Genomic DNA, 17369 nt, shown 5'->3' on the forward strand with positions numbered 1-17369 from the left:
GGCATGACATCGGCTAAAGTGCGCAAGCGCAGAGGAGTAGCACCATGCTGAATACCAAGACTGCCGGAACCACCACCCCGGTTTCCCAGACCCCGGACCACGTTGCCATCAAACCACAGCGGATGGGCTTCGAGTTCGGTGAGCAAGTCCCCCGTTATTGGCTCAATGACAATTACCTGCTGAGCCACATGATGAATGCGTTGTCGGTCCTGTTTCCCCAGGGCGAGCAGTTTTTCGTGGATTCGGTCCGTCAATTCCGTGACCAGATCACCGACCCCAAACTCAAGGAGGAGGTCCGGGGTTTCATCGGACAGGAGGCGATGCATTCCCTGGAACACGATGCCATGAACCAGCACGTGCGCGATCAGGGCATGCCGGTGGAGGAGATGGAGAAACACCTGGAAGTGGTTCTGGGAATCGCCAGCAAGTTGCCCAAGCGGCACCAGCTCGCCATCACCTGCGCCCTTGAGCACATGACGGCGATGATGGCGGACATGCTGCTGGCGCGGGACGACGTGCGCGAGGACATGCACGAGTCCATGCAGCCGCTGTGGGTGTGGCACGCCATCGAGGAGACCGAGCACAAGGCGGTCACCTACGATGTGTTCCAGCAAGTCGGCGGCACCTACGCCGAACGTTCTTTCTACCTGGCGTTCAGCACCGCCGCTCTGGGCGTGATGGCAACTTACTTCACCACGCGGATGATGCTGAACGACCGGAAAGGTTTCTCACTGAAGGACGCCGGCAAGGGCCTGTGGCGCATGTGGGGCAAAAACGGCACTTTCTCGAGCCTGATTCCCACCTGGCTGGAGTATTTCAAGCCGGACTTCCATCCCTGGGATCACGACAACAGCGAGCTGATTGCCCGGTTCAAGGAACAGATCCAGGCTCATATCGCCCCCCAGTACCGCAGCGGTAACCGTCGCACGCTGCAGTAAACGGGGTCAGTCGGGCCGGGCAGGCGCCAGGCCCGACTGTACCACCTCGCCCTTGCGCCAGAGGCGCCATTCCCCGGGCTGGTAGATATCCCAGGTTTCATCGGTGGTCAGCGGTTCGGTCACGATCACGCTGACGATGTCATTGGGGGTGGTTTCCGCCTCGAAATCCACGGTGACATCGGCATCCCTGAGCCGCGCCGGCCCGAACGGTGCCCGCCGGGTGATGCTGGCCATTTTCGTAGTGCAGTAAGTGAACAGCCAATCCCCATTGCTCAACAGCAGGTTGAACACGCCCTGACCGGCGTAGCCGCTGGATAACCGGACCAGGCGCTCGACAATCTCATCGGTGGGGCAGTCCCGGTCACAGTGTGTGCGAAGGTGATTGAGGATGTCGCAGAACAGTGCCTCGCTGTCGGTGGTGCCCACTGGCTCGTAAAAGCCACCGCTGTAATGGAAGTCACTCAGCTGTCCGTTGTGGGCAAAAACCCAGTAACGGCCCCACAGCTCCCGCATGAAGGGGTGGGTGTTGGCCAGGCAGATGGAACCGACATTGGCCTGCCGGATGTGGCAGATGGCCACTTCACTCTTGATGGGATGGGTCTGTACCACTTCGGCAATGCGGGAATTGGCGCTAGCGTCGGCATCGTGGAAGGCCCGCACGCCCTTGCCCTCGTAGAAGGCCACACCCCAGCCATCCTTGTGCGGCCCGGTGTCGCCACCCCGACGGGTGAGGCCGGTAAAGCTGAAACACAGATCGGTGGGGGTGTTGGCACTCATGGCCAGCAATTCGCACATGGACTGGATGACTTCCTGACGGTTCCGGGTTCACCCCAAGAATACCGGAATCAGGTTTCTGTGCCAGCCAGCAGGCCGGAATCCACTCCAACCTGCTGCCGATCTTTGGCCTCAGATATAGAGGTTATTGCGGGAAAATCGTTCCACCAGGGGCTGGTAAGCAGAACCCAGGAGCCGGTTGATGGCGTCGATGCCCCAGGCGTCCGGGCCCACCAGGATCCGGGATTCATCCCGGAGGATGCCCTTGAGGATAGTCTCTGCCGCCTTGTCCGGGGTTGTCATGGCCAGCTTGTCGAAACCCTTGCGCTGGGCCGCGCCGTTTTCGGACTTGCCCATGCGGGCGGAGTTGGCGATGTTGGTCCGGATACCGCCGGGGTGGACACAGCTGACCGCCACCGGCTGGCCCTCAAGCTTCATCTCCTGCCGCAACGATTCGGTGAAGCCCCGCACTGCAAACTTGGCGGCGTTGTAGGCACTTTGTTTGGGGACGCCAATCAGACCGAAGACACTGGAAATGTTGACCAGGTGGCCGTCACCGGAAGCGATCAGGTGCGGCAGAAACGCCCGAGAGCCATGGGCCACGCCCCAGAAATCGATATCCATGATCCACTTGAAGTCCTCGTCGGTCATTTCCCGGACCGAAGCCGACAGGGCCACACCGGCGTTGTTGATCACCAGGTTGACCTGACCGAAGTCCCGGACCACCTCTTCCGCATGGGCGTAGATGGCATCACGGTCCGACACGTCCAGCCGGTAACTGCGGACTTCCGCTTCCTTGAGCTCGGCCGCGGTTTCCGCAAGGCCGGTTTCATTCACGTCCGAGATCGCCAGCCGGCAGCCCCGGGCCGCCAGAGCCCTGGCAAGGGACCGGCCGATACCGGAGCCTGCCCCGGTGACCACGGCGACTTTGTTGTTCAGATCCTTCATGGCGGGAGCCTCTTGTAGTGGTTTTCCTTGTATAGCAGAACTGCTGTGGAAAACCACTTTAGGCCCCGGACGCGGCCGCGCCTATGGCAGCATGTGCTCCCCGCGGCAGGCAGTGTGGTCAGTCGCCCAGCAGGTTATCCAGCGGCTGGTCATAGCTGGGGGCGAAAACCTGCAGGAAATACTGCACTTCCGGCAGACCGTCCTGTTCTAACCGCTGACGGATCTGGGTTGCGGCTGGTCCGAACTCCTGGTTGCCCGCGCGGATCTCGGCCTGGCACTTGAGCCAGGCCGACAACCGGTCGGCGGCCTTGATCAGCTCCTTCTCCTCTCTTGCCAGTTGCGACTCCTGCAGATAGGGCGCGAACGGTCCCTGCAAGTCTTCAGGCAGCAAGGCGAGTAACTCCGCCTCGGCCTTGTGCTCGATGTCGCCAAAGGCTTCCCGCATGACCCGCGAGTGATACTTCACCGGGGTTGGCATGTCACCGGTAATGACCTCGGTGGCATCATGATAAAGCGCCGCGGCGGCAATGCGATCCGCATTGACCGTTCCGTTGAATCGGTGGTTGCGGATGATCGCCAGGGCGTGGGCCAGGGTAGCCACTTCCCAGGAGTGGGTGGCAACGTTCTCCTCGATGGCATTGCGCATCAGGCCCCAGCGCTTGATCCAGCGCAGGCGTGACACATAGGCGAAGAAGTGGCTTACGATGGCGGCCATACCCCGATTCCTTTATCTTTAAGTGATAACCCGTGAACCCTGTTTCAGGTATTTGCGTGTTAGCTTTTGAACTGGTGACTTTGTTGCGCTCTTAGCAGGTGGATTATACGTGCCCCGAATCCGATGTCTTTGCAAGCTCGTCTTTCTTGCGCTGTTCTCACTGGCATCGCTGCCAAGTGCCTGGGCTCAAACGGAAATCATTGTCGGTGTCTATGATTTTCCGCCAGTCGCCCGCGTCGATGAGGACCAGAACGTCGCGGGTCTGCTGGGAGACCTCCTAAGCGAGCTGGAAACCGTCCATCAGGATGTCACTTTCCGGATCTTCCACACCTCCCCAAAACGCCGTTACCTGGATTTCGACGCGCACCGGTACGACGTCATTTTCTTTGAAAGTCCGAGTTGGGAGTGGCAGGACAAACAGGCCCTTATCAGCCCCCCGCTCCTCATGGACGAAGATCTCTACATTGCCCTGAACAAGCCGGGGCGGGACGCGAGTTTTTTCGAAGACCTTGAGCACCGCAATATTGTCGCCCTTTCCGGTTACCACTATGGTTTTGCCGGCATGGAAACCGATCCGCAAGAACTCGAACAACGCTTCAACATCGAGTTCTCGGACAGTCACAGCCGCAACCTGGATCTGATCAAGGCAGACCGGCCCTCCGTCGCCCAGGTGGCCATCATCAACGACTCGTACCTGCAGATGCATCTGGACCAGCATCCTGAAGACCGGAACCGGTTCCTGATTTCGGACCAACCGGACCAGAGCTACCAGCTGAGCATCATCACGCATCCCGAAGGACCCGTCACCGCCCGGGACATGATGGATCTCCTGACGCCACTGATCGAGACCGGACGTTACCAGAGCCTGGTGCAGAAGTGGGGGCTGGATCTGCCGCCCTCCCTGTCACCTGACTCCGGGAACAACTGACATCACGGTCAACGCACATCCAGGGCGAAGGGCACCACCACATTGCCTTCGGCACCCACCCGGGCATCCCGAACCGGGTCCAGCAGGAACAGCTGGTCAGCCGGAACCTTCTGGGTATTGGCCAGCAGCTGGCGAACGGCCAGGCCCCGATCCCGGGCCAGGTTGTTGAGCGCCTCCGGCGGCAGCTTCCGTTCACCCGAGAGATAGGCCTCGCGGGCCTGTGCCCAGGCCTCCTCGGACAGTTCTTTCTGACCGCCATCGGTCAGCTCATCCCGCAGCAGCGCCAGTCCGTCAGTTTCCGGAGATACCGCTCCACGCACGTTCAGTAACAATTCGGGACGCTCGCGCAGAGCATCGGCCAGTGCCGACAGTTTGGCTGCCTCTCCTTCCGCCAGCTCAACGCTACCCGGGACAAAGCTGACCTGACCGAGATCCTCGCCGGTCAGCCCCGCCATCTCCGCAATCGAACCCAACATGCTGAACGGCGAGGCCGCCGCCTTCACCAGCAGATTCACGAAGGCACGCATAACCACCTGGCCGACACTGAAGTCCGGGTCAGACAGGTCGCCGCTGATCGGAAGGTCCACCTCGATGACACCATCGCTATCCCGGAGCAATGCCAGGCCCAGCTTTACCGGTGCATTGACGGCTTCATCACTGGCCACCGCCTGCCCGAGCTGCAACCGGTCCATGACAACCAGGTTCGAGGCGTCAATCCGGCTGCCGGCAATCTCGTAATCCAGGTCCAGATCGAGCTTGCCGCTGTCCACACCGTAACCCAGGTAACGGCCGAAATAGGGTGACAGTGCCGGCAGGGACAGGTTATCCATGGTCAGGGTGAGATCACTGACATCGTCGGTCCCCAATGTACCGAGGGTCCCCTGGAACTTCACTTCACCCACCTGGCCAACCCGGCCCCGCAAGGACACCTTGCCCTGTTGCGGCGGGATATTGCTGATCCCGATGACCGAGCCGGACAGCTCGTCAAAGGAGGTGGTGAACGCCGGGCTCAGGGTCCGATCCGTGTAGGCCACCGACCCGTTCTCGAGGGCCAGTTCCCCGATCCGGAAGATGAACGAGGGCTGGCCGTCGCCGGAATCCACAGTCTCGTCGGCCGAAGTGTCCTCGGACGATCCGCCACCGGACACCGGGATCTGGCTGACGTTAAGAATAGCATCAGTACCGCGCACGATGTTGGCAACCGGCTGCACCACGCTGATCGTACCGATCTCCAGACGCGCAGGGCTGACGTTGTATTCGATTGGAGCAAGGCGCACAGTCTGCCAGGACAGCAGCCGATCCTGCTGGCCGGCCAGGCGCAGATTCAGGTTGCTGACCTCTGCGGTGCCGCTGAAGGTTCCGGTCATCGGTTCCTGCTGGCTATCCAGATCGAGATTACCGTCAAAACCCAGTTGGCCATTGGCAACACTAAGGTTGGCACCCTGCTGTAAATAGGGCTCAAAAGCAGACAGGGTGATACCCGATCCGGACACCGCCGCTTCGAAAGTGAAGGGCGCCGGTGTTACCTGGCCCTGCAGCGCCATTCGGCCGCCGCTGGCCAGGGTGGCACTCAAATCATAGCTGACCGGCTCTTCCAGCCGGTGGCTCAGGGTTCCGGTGGAGAGGGAGATTTCCTGCAGCCGGAGATCTGCCTCCGTGGCGGGCACCCGATCCTGCCAGCTTACCGCCGAACGGGCGACGCTTACGCCGTCCACTGACCACCGGAACGGCCGGGTGTCGGCGGCGGACTCCGGTGCGGACTCCCCGGTCTCTGCCTCGGTGGTATCACCCGCCAGTGGCGCCAGCCAGTCGATCGATCCCCCGGCATCCCGGGCCACCGCCAGGTCCAGGTTATCCACCGTTACCTGTCCAACCCGGGCCTCCCTGGCGGTCAGGTCAAATCCGATCTGGTCGACACCGATACGTCCGGTGGTGAGCCTGGCGGCCTCTGACTCCGCGTCAAGAGCGACCGCCAGATCCTCCAGGGACAGTTCGCCATTCTCCGTGGCCAGGTAAAACACCTCACCGGCCTGAAGTTCATAGTCGGACCGGACAGTAACACTGCCCCCACGCAGGTCGTAGGGCAGATAGGGTGCCAGGAAATGTTCGAGGGTTTCATAACTGATGTCAGCAATGCGCAGGCTGCCCCGTGAATAGAGCGGCGTCACGCTCAGGTCGCCCTGCCATTCAACCGTCTGGCTGCCAATAGCCGCCAGCAGATAGTAGTTGCTGTCGCCTTCCTCGCGCGGCCAGGTGGCCAGATCACTAAGGGAAAGGTCCAGGGGCGTGATCCGGAACTCGGCCGGCTCGGCATGGCTGAAATCCCGGAACAGGAGCTCGCCACCATCGATGGCCAGCTGCTGGAAGAACAGCTTCGGCGGGCCACTGTCCTGGCCGTCCGTTTCGGGTTCAGCCGCCCGCTGCGGTTCCGGGTGAGCGGCCTGCCAGTCCCGCGCGAAATTGATGCTGTAGTCTTCGAGCAGGTCAACCCGGATGTAGGGCTCCTGCAGTCGGATCTCCTGGAAGCCGACGATACCCCGGAACAACTGGAAAAAACTGAGGTTTACGAACAGCCGGTCAAAGCCAAGGACCTTCTCACCGTCACTGTCGTTGGCGGACAGTTGCGTCGCTTCCACCGTCAGGGCAAACGGATTGATGGCAAGGTCCGTTACCTCACCCTGCCATCCCATTTGCTGATCCAGCTGCTCAGGGATGGTGCGCTTGAGCCACCAGGGCAACACCAGGAAGCCTACGACGGCATAAAGAACAACCAGAACGAGGGCAACTATTGCCAGGTTCCTCGGCAGACGACTCTTTTGACGGCTCCGGGCCACGAAACTCTCCTTTGTTTTCGGCGGAAAAGCGGGGCCTTAACAGCCCCCTGCCTGACACAAGGATAGTCGGCCCGGTGTCCGTTTGTCAGCCTGCGGTGCTCTGACCCGGCAAAACCAGGTCCGGATCGGCCTTTACATTGTTGAACCGGCCAATCTGGTCCAGATCCCGGGGAACCATCGCCGCCCGGACCAGCTTGCGGCTGGAATTGCCGGTGAGCGGGAACACCGACTGGCCCGCCCGCCAGGTCACCGGCATGGCCGGCGTGCCAATGCGTTGATCCAGTTCTCTCAGGCGCTTGTACATGAAGCTGTAGGCGGGATCGCCATAATCCTGCACTATCAGGAAGAAGCTACTGGCGGAATACCGTGCCAGGTAAACCGGCTCCGGCGCCAGGTCCCTGATCGCCAGTGTGATTTCCCGGAGGACAGCATTCATGGACTCCGATCCCAGGTTTCCGGACAGCTCCCGGTAGTTGGCAATGTCCAGGTAGATCAGGGCAAAGGGATGCTCCCGGGAATCTTCCCGGGCCAGGGTGTCCAGCAGCCTCTGCTCAAGGGCGGAGCGGTTGGGCAACCCGGTCGCCGCATCCAGGAATGCCATGCGCGCAACCCGGACGTCTTCTTCCGCTTTCTGCCGGGCCAGCTGACCTTGCTGACGGATGTCGAAAGCGGCAATAAACACGCTCACTGCCAGCAGCGCGACACAGAACAGCGCCAGGGGAATACCCATCCAGTCGCCACGCAGACCATTGTCAGCCGCAGGCATGGCACCCTCCGGGAAGGTCATGGCGAGCATACCGGTGTAATGCATGCCACAGATGGCGGCCGCCATCACCAGGGCCGCGCCGAAGCGGGCCACCGTGACACGACTACCCGGCAGGGACCGGATCTTGCGGGAAACACCCAGGGCTGCGGCGGAGGCAGCAACGGCAATGGCGATCGAGACCACCAGCCAGACGCCGTCGAACACCGGCGGCGCTGACATTCGCATGGCGTACATACCGAGGTAATGCATGACGACAATACCTCCGGACATCATCAGTGTTGCGGCCGCAAACAGTCCGGTTCCGATCTTCTCCCGCCCGATGATGTGCAGGGCAATCCCCGAGGCGAGCACCGCCGCCAGCCAGGAAATGACGGTCATGCCGGCATCGAATGTCATCGCCATGTCCATGGCCCGCATGCCGACAAAGTGCATGGTCCAGACGCCGGTGCCCATGGCCAGGCCTCCGGTCACCAGCCAGGGCAGGCGTTTGCCGCCGCGAACGGAACCGATCCGGGCTCCAAAAAAGAGTGCCGTGTATGCGGCCAGTACAGCCACCACGTATGAAGCTATTACAAGCGATAGATCGTAATGGGTCATCATTTTCTGTACTCATCGATTTTTGAGGGTAAAGGCTGCCTGCAAGCCCGAGGATTTACGGCGGCAATGTGAACTGGCTCTCAAAAATATGTATAGATATGTAACCATCAGCAACAGGTCGCACCAGCACTGATGACTGACACGATGGTGTGAACCCGCTATGCTCTGAGGCCGTACCTGAACACGGTTACCGCGGCGGTTGAGCAAGACGAGGAGGAGTGGATGGACATCGGCGACATGCGTCGTGATTTCGAAAGCGAAGGCCTGGATCGGGAGCATCTGGACGGCAATCCGGTCCGGCAGTTCCAGCACTGGTTCGAGGATGCCCGGACAGCCGGCATACTGGAGCCGAACGCCATGTCCCTGGCAACCACCGGCCACGATGGCATGCCGGACCTGCGCACGGTTCTGCTCAAGTATTTTGATGAGCAGGGCTTTGTGTTCTACACCAACTACGGCAGCCGCAAGGCCCGCGAGATCGAGGAAAACCCCCACGCAGCCCTGTTGTTCCCCTGGATCGGTCTGAACCGCCAGGTACGGATCCAGGGCGCGGTCGAAAAAGTCAGCAAGGCCGAATCCCTGCGTTATTTTGCCTCCCGGCCCCGGGGCAGCCAGATTGGTGCCTGGGTATCCGAGCAGAGCAAGGCCATCACCTCCCGCGGCCTGCTGGAACAGAAGGTCGCCGAAATCAAACGCAAGTTCTCCGAGGGGGAAGTCCCGCTGCCGAGTTTCTGGGGCGGTTACCGGGTGGTTCCGGAACGCATCGAATTCTGGCAGGGGCGACCCAGCCGGCTTCATGATCGCTTTGAATATGTGAGGGAAGGCGATGGCTGGCTCATCCAAAGACTCCAACCCTGAACGGGTACCGAGCCCGATGCCGAAAATCTGGCTTTGCCATGAGACCCCGGGCGGCGATCCCGAGATTCCGGCCTGGCTCACGGACTACGAACGGAAAACCGTCGCGAAATTCGGCGGCCCGCGCAAACGGGAATACCTGACCAGCCGCTGGCTGATCCGCCAGGCCATCGGCCGCACCAGTGGCGAACTGGTCTCTGATTGCCGACCGGTACCCGGACGGCCGAACCGCTCGGAAGTGCCATCCGGGTTCTACCTGTCCCTGAGTCACAGCCATGGTCTGTCGGCCTGTGTGGCCGGCCCGGTGGCCGGCCTGGGGATCGACATCGAGCCCCTGCAGCGGCATCCTCAGTGGTACAAAGTGGTCAAACGCTGGTTTACACCCAGGGAGCAGGAATGGCTGTTCCGTACCGATGATCCTGGCAACTTCCTGGTCGCCTGGACCCTCAAGGAGGCCTGGCTGAAGGCGACCGGCCGCGGCATCGCCAACAACCTGCAGACCCTGGAGGTACTGGAGGGCTTTGAACTCTATGGCGATCAGGACGACAATCACTGGTCGGCTTACTGTTACGAGTGCGAGGGATTCCTCGTGACGCTGGTCTGCCGGCAACCCGGGGCGACCGGCCAGCCCGGCTGGCCCTCCATCCAGTTGTTGCAACCTCCGGCCGAAGACTTCAGCCTGGGCGAGGCAGAGGACCTGGACACTCACTGGGAGCCCCGTATCCAGCGGATAATTCACCCTGCAACCGGCACAAAGTGAGAAGGCAACATGACTGAATCCGGACGCTGCCCCTGGTGCGGCACCGATCCGCTGTACGTGCATTACCACGATACCGTCTGGGGCCGGCCCGAATACGACGACCGGGCCCTGTTCGAGAAACTTTGCCTGGACGGCCAGCAGGCCGGCCTGAGCTGGATCACCATTCTGCGCAAGCAGGACAGCTACCGGTCCGCCTACGACGGCTTCGATCCCGAACGGATTGTCCGCTATGGCGACGACAAGGTCGCCGAGCTGCTCGCCAACCCCGGGATCATCCGTAACCGACTGAAAGTTCAGTCGATCATACGCAATGCCCGGGGTTACCTGGAGCTCCGGGAACGGGGCCAGGGGTTTGCCGATTTCCTGTGGTCCTTCGTGGATGGCCAACCCATCCAGAACCGGTGGCGCACGCTCGACGAGGTGCCGGTTACCACCAATGAATCTGAGGCCATGTCCCGGGCGCTGAAGAAACAGGGGTTTACGTTCGTCGGCCCCACCATTGTCTACGCCTTCATGCAGGCCACCGGGATGGTCAATGACCACCTGACCGGTTGTCCGCAACATCACCAGTGTGCGCAGCTGGCCGGATGATCCTGTCACGCCGGCGGTGCGTAAATACCGGGGTAACACCAACTCCGGAGATTCATAGTGAGAATCACCCTCGAAGAGCTCAGGGACACCAAAGACCTGGTCGTTGACCTGCTGGAAATCCTCTCGCTGGAAGGCCAGCAATACATGGCCAGACTGGTTATCGGCGACCAGACCCTCCTGCTATCTGATGCCGGGGGCAAGACCGCCCTGTTCCGAAGCGCCTGGCAAATCCAGGACACCCTCGGATCGTTCAATATCCTCGAAACCCAGGTGGTACACCCATCTGCCTATCACGAGATGGTCGGCATGGCGCCAGCCGATATCGAACCCATGAGAATCAGGATCCAGAGGCAGCGGCAGTGATTTCGGTGGCACGACTCGCGGTCCTGGTGGGAATCGCCGGGCTGATTCCATTCATTGCCGGTACCGCCGGGCTGCTCCTTATGCCGGAGAACAGTGTGGCGATCCTGGCCTATTTCTATCTCTACAGCGCCGGCATCCTGGCGTTCATGGCGGGTATTTACTGGCCCATCTCCATGCAGCTGGAGAATCGCTGCTATCCCCTGTCACCGCTGGTGACCATGCTGCTGAGCCAGGCCTTCTTTGTCACCGCCGGCATCGGCCTGCTGCTACCGACAGCAGCCCAGGTTGGGGTCTATACCCTGGCTTACGCGGCGCTGTATCTGGTGGACGCCCGCTGGATGAAGATCTACTGGCCAGCCTGGTACCGGCAGATGCGCCTGATACTCACCACGGTGGTCCTGGTGTGCCAGGTGACTGTCGGCGCCTGGTTCTTCCTCCTCCATGGCGCCTGAATTCAGGCGCCCGTTTCATCCCCTTCGCCGGAGCCAAAGCGGGTCTGCAGTTTACGCAAGGCACCTTTCTCGATCTGGCGGACCCGCTCCCGGCTGATACCCAGGGCATCGGAAATCACCTGCAGGGTCTCCGGATCGGGCAGGTCCAGACCGAATCGCCGGGACAGGATATCCCGTTCCCGGTCACTGAGTTCGCTCAGCATCATCCGCAACTCGCTACGCCGGTCCCGCTGGCTCATCGGATGCTCCGGAGCCAGCTGCTCACCGGCCGGAAGGGCATCGGCCATGGTCGCCGAGCCGTCTTCAAGGATCGGGACGTCGGTGGACACTTCCCGTGCCGCCAGCGCCCGCAGCTCACCAATCCTGGATGGTGTCGCCTCCATCGCACTGGCCAGCTCGGACTGCGACGGCGTGCGCCCGAGTTGCTGATGCAGGCGAAGCGAGACTTTCTGGAGCTGACGAATCTCGTCCACGACATTCTCCGGCGTGTGAACCACCCGAGTGCCCCGCTGCAGGCATCGTTTCACTTCCTCACTGATCCACCAGTAGGCATAGGTGGAGAAACGGAAACCCTTGGTGGGATCAAACCGTTCCACGGCCTTGATCAGCCCGACATTGGCGTCCTGGATCAGGTCAGGCATGGGAATACCATGCTGGTTGTACCTCCGGGCGATGTGCACCGCCAGGCGAAGGTTGCTCTGGATCAGCTTGCGCCGGCAAGCCATGGCCAGGTGATAGGCCCGGCGGCATCGGCTGGAAAAGGCGCAGGCGTCACCGAGGCTGCCCATTACCTCGCGAAAGGTCTGGGGTGTCGATTCCGGCAACCCCAGTTCGGTGCTGACAATCCGGAAACACAGGGACATTTTTCGGGACAGACGACGCTCCTGATCGTCCGAGAGTATGTGATAACGGGACGCATCCCTGAAATACAGCCCGACCAGGGAATCCCTTTCACCATCGCTGGGCGGAGTCGGAGACGGTCCCAGCCTGTAATTTTTTCGCATGGCTACGGTACCGGTCTGGATCACAATATTTGTGAAAGGATACGTTTGGAGCAGGCGGTCAGATTGGCGCGGTAGGGGCAAATGCGGAGGCCGGAGTCAGGCCAGAAAAGTAACAGGAATGGAACGCCGGAAAGGGGATCGGCTACGCCCGGCCATGAGAACTCACTTTCGGTGAGCCGGCCGACCGGGCGCCCGATCTGGAGGCAAGACGTCCTCCATTACCGGTGGGCGGAGCGACCGGTTCCGCCCACCGGTAATCCTGCTTTACTCGATGGATGCCGCCACGATGGCGTATTCGTGCTTGTGAGGTTCAATCAGACTCGCATGCAACGCTCTGATCGAATCTTTATAATTGTCCTCATCCACCACAAACTGGATATCCACCTGACGCATGCACTGGTGAATCGCCAGTACGCTGATGTCCTCATCCGCGAGCGACTTGACGGAACGGGCCAGGATGCCCGGCACTTTCATGTCGCTGCCAATGGCCGATACCAGCGCCACCTTGCGGGTATTGACCTCGGCGTTCGGGAATTCCTCCTTCAGTGCCTTGACCACACGCTTGACGTGCTTGAGCGTGCTGTCCACGTAGTGGGTGATGGTATTGGCGTTGGTGTCCTTGGACATGAAGCGCACCTTGAAGCGGCTCAGTACGTCCAGGATCCTGCGATCGGAGCCCGGCTCGCCCTGCATGTCCTGGTCGAACACCTCGATGGCGAACACACCCTTGGCGCCGGCAATGATCTCCACCTGCGGCGTCTCGCTGATGTAATCGCCGGTGATCAGGGTACCGGTATGCTCCGGCTCGAAGGTGTTCATCACCCGCAGCGGAATCTCGTTCTGGCGCAGCCCCTTACCGGCGCGGGGGTGGATCGCCTCCATGCCCAGGTTGGCCAGCTGGTCGGCCACGTCGTAGTTGGTCCGGCCCAGGGGCACCACCTTGTCCGCACCGACGATGTTCGGGTCGGCGGAGCTCAGGTGGTATTCCTTGTGGATGATGGCTTCACGGGCGTTGGTGATCACCGCTACCCGGCTGAAGGTCATCTCACTGTAGCCCCGGTCGAAGGTCCGCATCAGACCTTCCTTGCACTGGGCATAACCGGTGACGATGGGCAGCTCCCGGCTCAGATCAACAGCATCGAACGCCTGCTTGAGTTTCTCATCCAGCGGCAGCAGTTCGCTGTCGCGCCAGCCGGTCAGGTCGACGAAACGGGCGTTGATGCCTTCCTGCTGAAGCTTCAGGGCGGTATTGAAGGCACTGTGGGCCTCACCGATGCCCGCCAGCATCTCACGGACGGTCAGCAGATGCTCTTCCAGCTGGAACTGGCCATAGGAGCACAGCCGCTGGAGATCGATCAGACAGCCGCGAACACCCTCGATACGGTCGGTGATGAACTGGTCCGCCTGCTGCTTGAGCATCGGATCCTGGAACAGCTCACCGTTGATGTCGGTGAGAAACTTCACCAGCTTGGTGAGGTCATCGCCCCAGGCCCAGTCCGACTCGGCATCCGCAAACAGGGCGTAGACCCCGGGCTCACCGGTCTTCTTGTGCTCGAGCAGTTCGTTGGTCACGCCACCGTAGGCGGACACCACGAAGATGCGCTGGTACAGGTCGTCCTTGCTGCGATTACCAATGATGATATTGTCGCGAACGGCCTCGTAGTTACTCATGGAAGTACCGCCGATCTTCTCGACGGTATGTTGTGCACTGGTCATAAAGTCGCCTTCGCTATCCTGCAGAATGAATGTCCCGGAAGTGCGGGCGCCTTACGACGCCTCGCTGACCCCTTCCTGCATGATCTCGTCGACACTCTCGGCCAGCAGGGCAACACCTTTGCGGAGGTCATCCTCACTGGTGGTCAACGGCATCAGGCACTTGATGACTTCATCGTTCGGACCGCTGGTCTCGATGATCAGGCCACGCTCGAAGGCACGCTTGGTGATCGGACCGGTCAGATCCGCGTCCTTCGCCTCGATGCCCCGCATTAGGCCACGGCCTTTCATCCTGAACTCGCCCGGATACTTGTCGCAGATCGCCTGCAAAGCGTCGCCCAGGACCTTGGTCTTGGCCTTCACTTCGTTGGCGAAGGCATCGTCCTTCCAGTAGGTCTCGATCGCGGTACGGGCAGTGATGAACGCCATGTTGTTACCACGGAAAGTACCGTTGTGCTCGCCCGGATCCCAGACATCCAGCTCCGGCTTGAACAGCACCAGTGCCATCGGCAGGCCGTAGCCACTGAGGGATTTGGACACGGTCACGATGTCCGGCTTGATGCCGGCGAATTCAAAGCTGAAGAACTCGCCGGTCCGGCCGTTACCGGCCTGGATGTCATCCAGGATCAGCAGGATGTCGTGCTTCTTGCACAGCTCGGACAGGCCTTTGAGCCACTCGGCACGGGCGGCGTTCAGACCACCTTCACCCTGGACCGCCTCAACGATCACGGCGGCGGGCAGCTCGACACCGGAGGAGCTGTCAGACAGCACCTTGTCCATGATATCCAGGGTGTCCACATCTTCACCGAGGTAGCCGTCATAGAACATGAAGTCCACGTGACCAAGCGGCACGCCGACACCACCGCGGTGATGCTCGTTACCGGTCGCGGCAACAGCACCGGCCGTTACACCGTGGAAACCGTTGGTGAAGGAAATGATGTTGGTACGACCTTTCACCTTACGGGCCAGCTTCATGGCCGCTTCCACACAGTTGGTACCGGTGGGGCCGGTGAACTGCATCTTGTAGTCCAGGCCACGGGGGTCAAGGATGTACTTCTTGTATGACTCCATGAAGTCGTGCTTGGCGGTGGTGAACAGGTCCAGGCCCTGGCTCACGCCGTCTGCCTCGATGTACTCAAGCAGGGCTTTCTTCAGGATATCGTTGTTGTGGCCGTAGTTCAGGGAACCGGCGCCGGCCAGAAAATCCAGGTACTCCTTGCCGTCTTCGGTGTACAGATGTGCATTCTTGGCACGGTTAAAAATCACCGGAAAGGCACGGGAATAAACGCGTACTTCAGATTCGGTCGACTTGAAAATTTCCATTGTCTTGCCTCTTAGCATTTCAGGTTCGAGGTAGATGCGCGGGGACCTGTCGGTTAATACATTTCGGTCGCGACAAGCCCGCCGTGCGTTGGTTTAAGCCTTGGTGACAGACCTACCTCGGGTGGTCTGCCGGCTAGTCCAAACACAGTCAGTCATTCACGATGAGAGATCGTGAGACCAGGGCTCTCAGACAGGCTTCGTGAAAGGTCCGATGCGCAGCAGGAATTCAGAATCATGCTTGCCACCGAAGTGCTTCTCTTTCTCGAAGTGCTCGTGGTAGGTGAGCTCGGCTCCCATATCACGGGCGAATGACCGGAACAGCGCCCAGGAGGCCTCGTTGTCCTCGGTGATGGTCGTCTCCATGTGGGTGACGTCTTTGCACGCATCACGGGAAACGATCTCTTTCAGCATCCGCTTGGCGAGGCCCTGTCCACGACCTTTCTCGTGAACCGCCACCTGCCAGACAAACACGGTCTCGGGCTGTTGGGGAGGGATGTATCCGGAGATAAAGCCGACCAGATCGCCTTCCTTCTCCGCGGCCACGCCGGTCTCGGCAAAGTGGCTGCACTGCAACAGGTTGCAGTAAATCGAGTTGGGGTCCAGCGGCGGGCACTCGGCCACCAGCTGGTGGAGCCTGTAGCCATCGTCTTTCGTGGGTGTACGAAGACTGATGGCGGTGGTATTCGAACCTTCTGATGTCATAACGTGATCAATTCGCTTCTAAAAGTTAGTGCTGAATTATATAGACCACAAAATATATTTCAAGTTGCGGTCCATTTACCCACAGCAAGACGCCCGCTCTCACGCTTTAAGAATAGACCGAATTGAAGCATTCGCCAGTGACAATCAGATTAAAAACCGGAAGGAAAAACGACATCTCCGGGCGCCAGGGAAGTACCGTTGAGAAGCCGGTTCCGATAGGAGACCTGGGCATCGGAACCGGACGGCCAGAGTGCATCAAACCGGGTCAGCCAGGCCCGCTGATCAAAGGCTACCGGCACCAGCGAGAAGTGCAGGCCACGGCGCTCCAGCGCTGCCACAGGCTCAACGGAGGGCATGGATGCGCTGATACGGGTGATCAACCCACGAGGATCATTCTCCAGGTTGCCCATGCCGGCAGAACCATTATTGACCACCACCCTGGCCTGTTTTGCAACCAGTCCCGACCAGAGCACCGGCAGACAGGTATGGGTGCAGACAATCCCATCGGCACCGGTTGCATTGAACCATTCGGCCAGGGAGCTTTCGTTACCTTCGGCAAACGCCTCGTGGGCCAGACCCCAACCGGCCAGGGATTCGGGATCGCCATGCAACACCAAAATCTTTAGGCCTCCAAACATCAGGCAGCGATACCGGGGTGAATCAGCCAGTTGCTTACGGATATCCTGGCAGGCCGAGGCCACGCCCTGGAGCCGCTCGATGATCCGGTTGGAGCGTTCCACCACGTCCTGCTCGACAAACTCGGGATAGGCACAACCGCAACCCGCCCCGGGGCTCGGATTGGCCAGTTCGTACTCGACATTTCCCAGGCTGACGGTATGCCCGAGCACCCGTTCATTGACCTCCCGGAACAACTCATCACTGGCGTTGAACCAGTTGAAATCCCCGTTGAACACCAGCTGGACGCGCCGGCCTTCTCGTTCCTCCGCCCGGGCCATGCGCTCAATCTCGTCCAGCGCATATACATTGCCGTAGAGCCCACCGATCACATACAGCACATCCGCGGAACTCTCACTGACCTGCCGGCACAAATCGGCTGGATCGTATCGGTACGCCAATGGACAACTGCGACCTTCCTGCGCCATGGA

17 protein-coding genes are annotated in these 17369 nt (G+C 60.5%); 7 read left to right on the forward strand and 10 right to left on the reverse strand.

What is annotated here, in order from left to right; all coding sequences use genetic code 11:
- Nucleotides 1-44: 44 nt before the first annotated feature.
- Complete coding sequence (locus DET50_RS05890) at nt 45-938, forward strand: metal-dependent hydrolase (protein ID WP_113861946.1); 894 nt, start codon at nt 45-47, stop codon at nt 936-938.
- 6 nt (nt 939-944) lie between these two features.
- On the opposite strand, the gene DET50_RS05895 is transcribed toward DET50_RS05890, so the two are convergent.
- The 3 genes from DET50_RS05895 to yfbR all read right to left on the reverse strand — a co-directional run bounded on the left by DET50_RS05895 (nt 945) and on the right by yfbR (nt 3375).
- Entirely contained in the window at nt 945-1733 is a 789-nt protein-coding gene (locus tag DET50_RS05895) for a class II glutamine amidotransferase (RefSeq protein WP_113861947.1), read from the reverse strand.
- Nucleotides 1734-1844: 111 nt separating this feature from the next.
- Nucleotides 1845-2660: an SDR family NAD(P)-dependent oxidoreductase gene (locus DET50_RS05900; protein WP_113861948.1), complete on the reverse strand. Its 816-nt coding sequence runs from the start codon at nt 2658-2660 to the stop codon at nt 1845-1847.
- 118 nt (nt 2661-2778) lie between these two features.
- Nucleotides 2779-3375, reverse strand: a complete 597-nt coding sequence (gene yfbR, locus DET50_RS05905) for a 5'-deoxynucleotidase (protein ID WP_113861949.1) — start codon at nt 3373-3375, stop codon at nt 2779-2781.
- Between the two features lie 109 nt (nt 3376-3484).
- On the opposite strand from yfbR, the gene DET50_RS05910 reads away from it, so the two are divergent.
- On the forward strand, nt 3485-4303 hold the full coding sequence (locus DET50_RS05910; RefSeq protein WP_258546057.1) for a substrate-binding periplasmic protein: 819 nt from the start codon (nt 3485-3487) through the stop codon (nt 4301-4303).
- An 8-nt stretch (nt 4304-4311) separates the two neighbouring features.
- Here DET50_RS05910 and DET50_RS05915 read toward each other — a convergent pair whose 3' ends face one another.
- Nucleotides 4312-7137, reverse strand: coding sequence for a DUF748 domain-containing protein (locus DET50_RS05915; RefSeq protein ID WP_113861950.1), 2826 nt, complete (start codon nt 7135-7137; stop codon nt 4312-4314).
- Nucleotides 7138-7222: 85 nt separating this feature from the next.
- Nucleotides 7223-8500: an MHYT domain-containing protein gene (locus DET50_RS05920; protein WP_258546058.1), complete on the reverse strand. Its 1278-nt coding sequence runs from the start codon at nt 8498-8500 to the stop codon at nt 7223-7225.
- Nucleotides 8501-8722: 222 nt separating this feature from the next.
- On the opposite strand from DET50_RS05920, the gene pdxH reads away from it, so the two are divergent.
- Genes pdxH through DET50_RS05945 form a run of 5 tightly spaced genes read left to right on the forward strand, consistent with a single transcriptional unit; the run spans nt 8723 to nt 11521 of the window.
- Nucleotides 8723-9358, forward strand: a complete 636-nt coding sequence (gene pdxH, locus DET50_RS05925; protein WP_113861952.1) for a pyridoxamine 5'-phosphate oxidase — start codon at nt 8723-8725, stop codon at nt 9356-9358.
- Nucleotides 9327-10115 carry a 4'-phosphopantetheinyl transferase family protein gene (locus DET50_RS05930; protein WP_113861953.1) on the forward strand — a complete coding sequence of 263 codons (789 nt, stop codon included), beginning with the start codon at nt 9327-9329 and terminating at the stop codon, nt 10113-10115. Before pdxH ends, DET50_RS05930 begins: the two co-directional genes overlap by 32 nt.
- A gap of 9 nt (nt 10116-10124) precedes the next feature.
- Complete coding sequence (locus tag DET50_RS05935) at nt 10125-10706, forward strand: DNA-3-methyladenine glycosylase I (protein ID WP_113861954.1); 582 nt, start codon at nt 10125-10127, stop codon at nt 10704-10706.
- A gap of 57 nt (nt 10707-10763) precedes the next feature.
- Nucleotides 10764-11069, forward strand: coding sequence for a DUF6482 family protein (locus DET50_RS05940; protein ID WP_113861955.1), 306 nt, complete (start codon nt 10764-10766; stop codon nt 11067-11069).
- Entirely contained in the window at nt 11066-11521 is a 456-nt protein-coding gene (locus DET50_RS05945; RefSeq protein ID WP_113861956.1) for a DUF3429 domain-containing protein, read from the forward strand. Before DET50_RS05940 ends, DET50_RS05945 begins: the two co-directional genes overlap by 4 nt.
- Nucleotides 11522-11523: 2 nt before the next feature.
- On the opposite strand, the gene DET50_RS05950 is transcribed toward DET50_RS05945, so the two are convergent.
- The 5 genes from DET50_RS05950 to DET50_RS05970 form a co-directional block, all read right to left on the reverse strand.
- Entirely contained in the window at nt 11524-12525 is a 1002-nt protein-coding gene (locus DET50_RS05950; RefSeq protein WP_113861957.1) for a sigma-70 family RNA polymerase sigma factor, read from the reverse strand.
- A 264-nt stretch (nt 12526-12789) separates the two neighbouring features.
- The gene (locus tag DET50_RS05955; RefSeq protein ID WP_113861958.1) at nt 12790-14241 is read right to left on the reverse strand and encodes an aspartate kinase; all 1452 of its coding nucleotides are present in this window, start codon (nt 14239-14241) and stop codon (nt 12790-12792) included.
- 51 nt (nt 14242-14292) lie between these two features.
- Nucleotides 14293-15561: a diaminobutyrate--2-oxoglutarate transaminase gene (gene ectB / locus DET50_RS05960; RefSeq protein WP_113861959.1), complete on the reverse strand. Its 1269-nt coding sequence runs from the start codon at nt 15559-15561 to the stop codon at nt 14293-14295.
- Between the two features lie 186 nt (nt 15562-15747).
- Entirely contained in the window at nt 15748-16263 is a 516-nt protein-coding gene (gene ectA / locus DET50_RS05965; protein ID WP_091998752.1) for a diaminobutyrate acetyltransferase, read from the reverse strand.
- A 149-nt stretch (nt 16264-16412) separates the two neighbouring features.
- Nucleotides 16413-17366, reverse strand: a complete 954-nt coding sequence (locus DET50_RS05970; protein ID WP_113861960.1) for a hypothetical protein — start codon at nt 17364-17366, stop codon at nt 16413-16415.
- Between the last annotated feature and the right edge of the window lie 3 nt (nt 17367-17369).

Source organism: Marinobacter pelagius (assembly GCF_003315345.1).
GTDB classification, from domain to species: Bacteria; Pseudomonadota; Gammaproteobacteria; order Pseudomonadales; family Oleiphilaceae; genus Marinobacter; species Marinobacter pelagius_A.

What these genes read in the sequence shown, in the direction of transcription:
- DET50_RS05890 (WP_113861946.1), top strand. Translation starts at nt 45, where the DNA reads ATGCTGAATACCAAGACTGCCGGAACCACCACCCCGGTTTCCCAGACC.
- DET50_RS05930 (WP_113861953.1), top strand. Translation starts at nt 9,327, where the DNA reads ATGGCTGGCTCATCCAAAGACTCCAACCCTGAACGGGTACCGAGCCCG.
- DET50_RS05900 (WP_113861948.1), bottom strand. Translation starts at nt 2,660, where the DNA reads ATGAAGGATCTGAACAACAAAGTCGCCGTGGTCACCGGGGCAGGCTCC.
- DET50_RS05935 (WP_113861954.1), top strand. Translation starts at nt 10,125, where the DNA reads ATGACTGAATCCGGACGCTGCCCCTGGTGCGGCACCGATCCGCTGTAC.
- DET50_RS05950 (WP_113861957.1), bottom strand. Translation starts at nt 12,525, where the DNA reads ATGCGAAAAAATTACAGGCTGGGACCGTCTCCGACTCCGCCCAGCGAT.
- DET50_RS05970 (WP_113861960.1), bottom strand. Translation starts at nt 17,366, where the DNA reads ATGGCGCAGGAAGGTCGCAGTTGTCCATTGGCGTACCGATACGATCCA.
- yfbR (WP_113861949.1), bottom strand. Translation starts at nt 3,375, where the DNA reads ATGGCCGCCATCGTAAGCCACTTCTTCGCCTATGTGTCACGCCTGCGC.
- ectB (WP_113861959.1), bottom strand. Translation starts at nt 15,561, where the DNA reads ATGGAAATTTTCAAGTCGACCGAATCTGAAGTACGCGTTTATTCCCGT.
- pdxH (WP_113861952.1), top strand. Translation starts at nt 8,723, where the DNA reads ATGGACATCGGCGACATGCGTCGTGATTTCGAAAGCGAAGGCCTGGAT.
- DET50_RS05955 (WP_113861958.1), bottom strand. Translation starts at nt 14,241, where the DNA reads ATGACCAGTGCACAACATACCGTCGAGAAGATCGGCGGTACTTCCATG.
- DET50_RS05920 (WP_258546058.1), bottom strand. Translation starts at nt 8,500, where the DNA reads ATGACCCATTACGATCTATCGCTTGTAATAGCTTCATACGTGGTGGCT.
- DET50_RS05895 (WP_113861947.1), bottom strand. Translation starts at nt 1,733, where the DNA reads ATGTGCGAATTGCTGGCCATGAGTGCCAACACCCCCACCGATCTGTGT.
- ectA (WP_091998752.1), bottom strand. Translation starts at nt 16,263, where the DNA reads ATGACATCAGAAGGTTCGAATACCACCGCCATCAGTCTTCGTACACCC.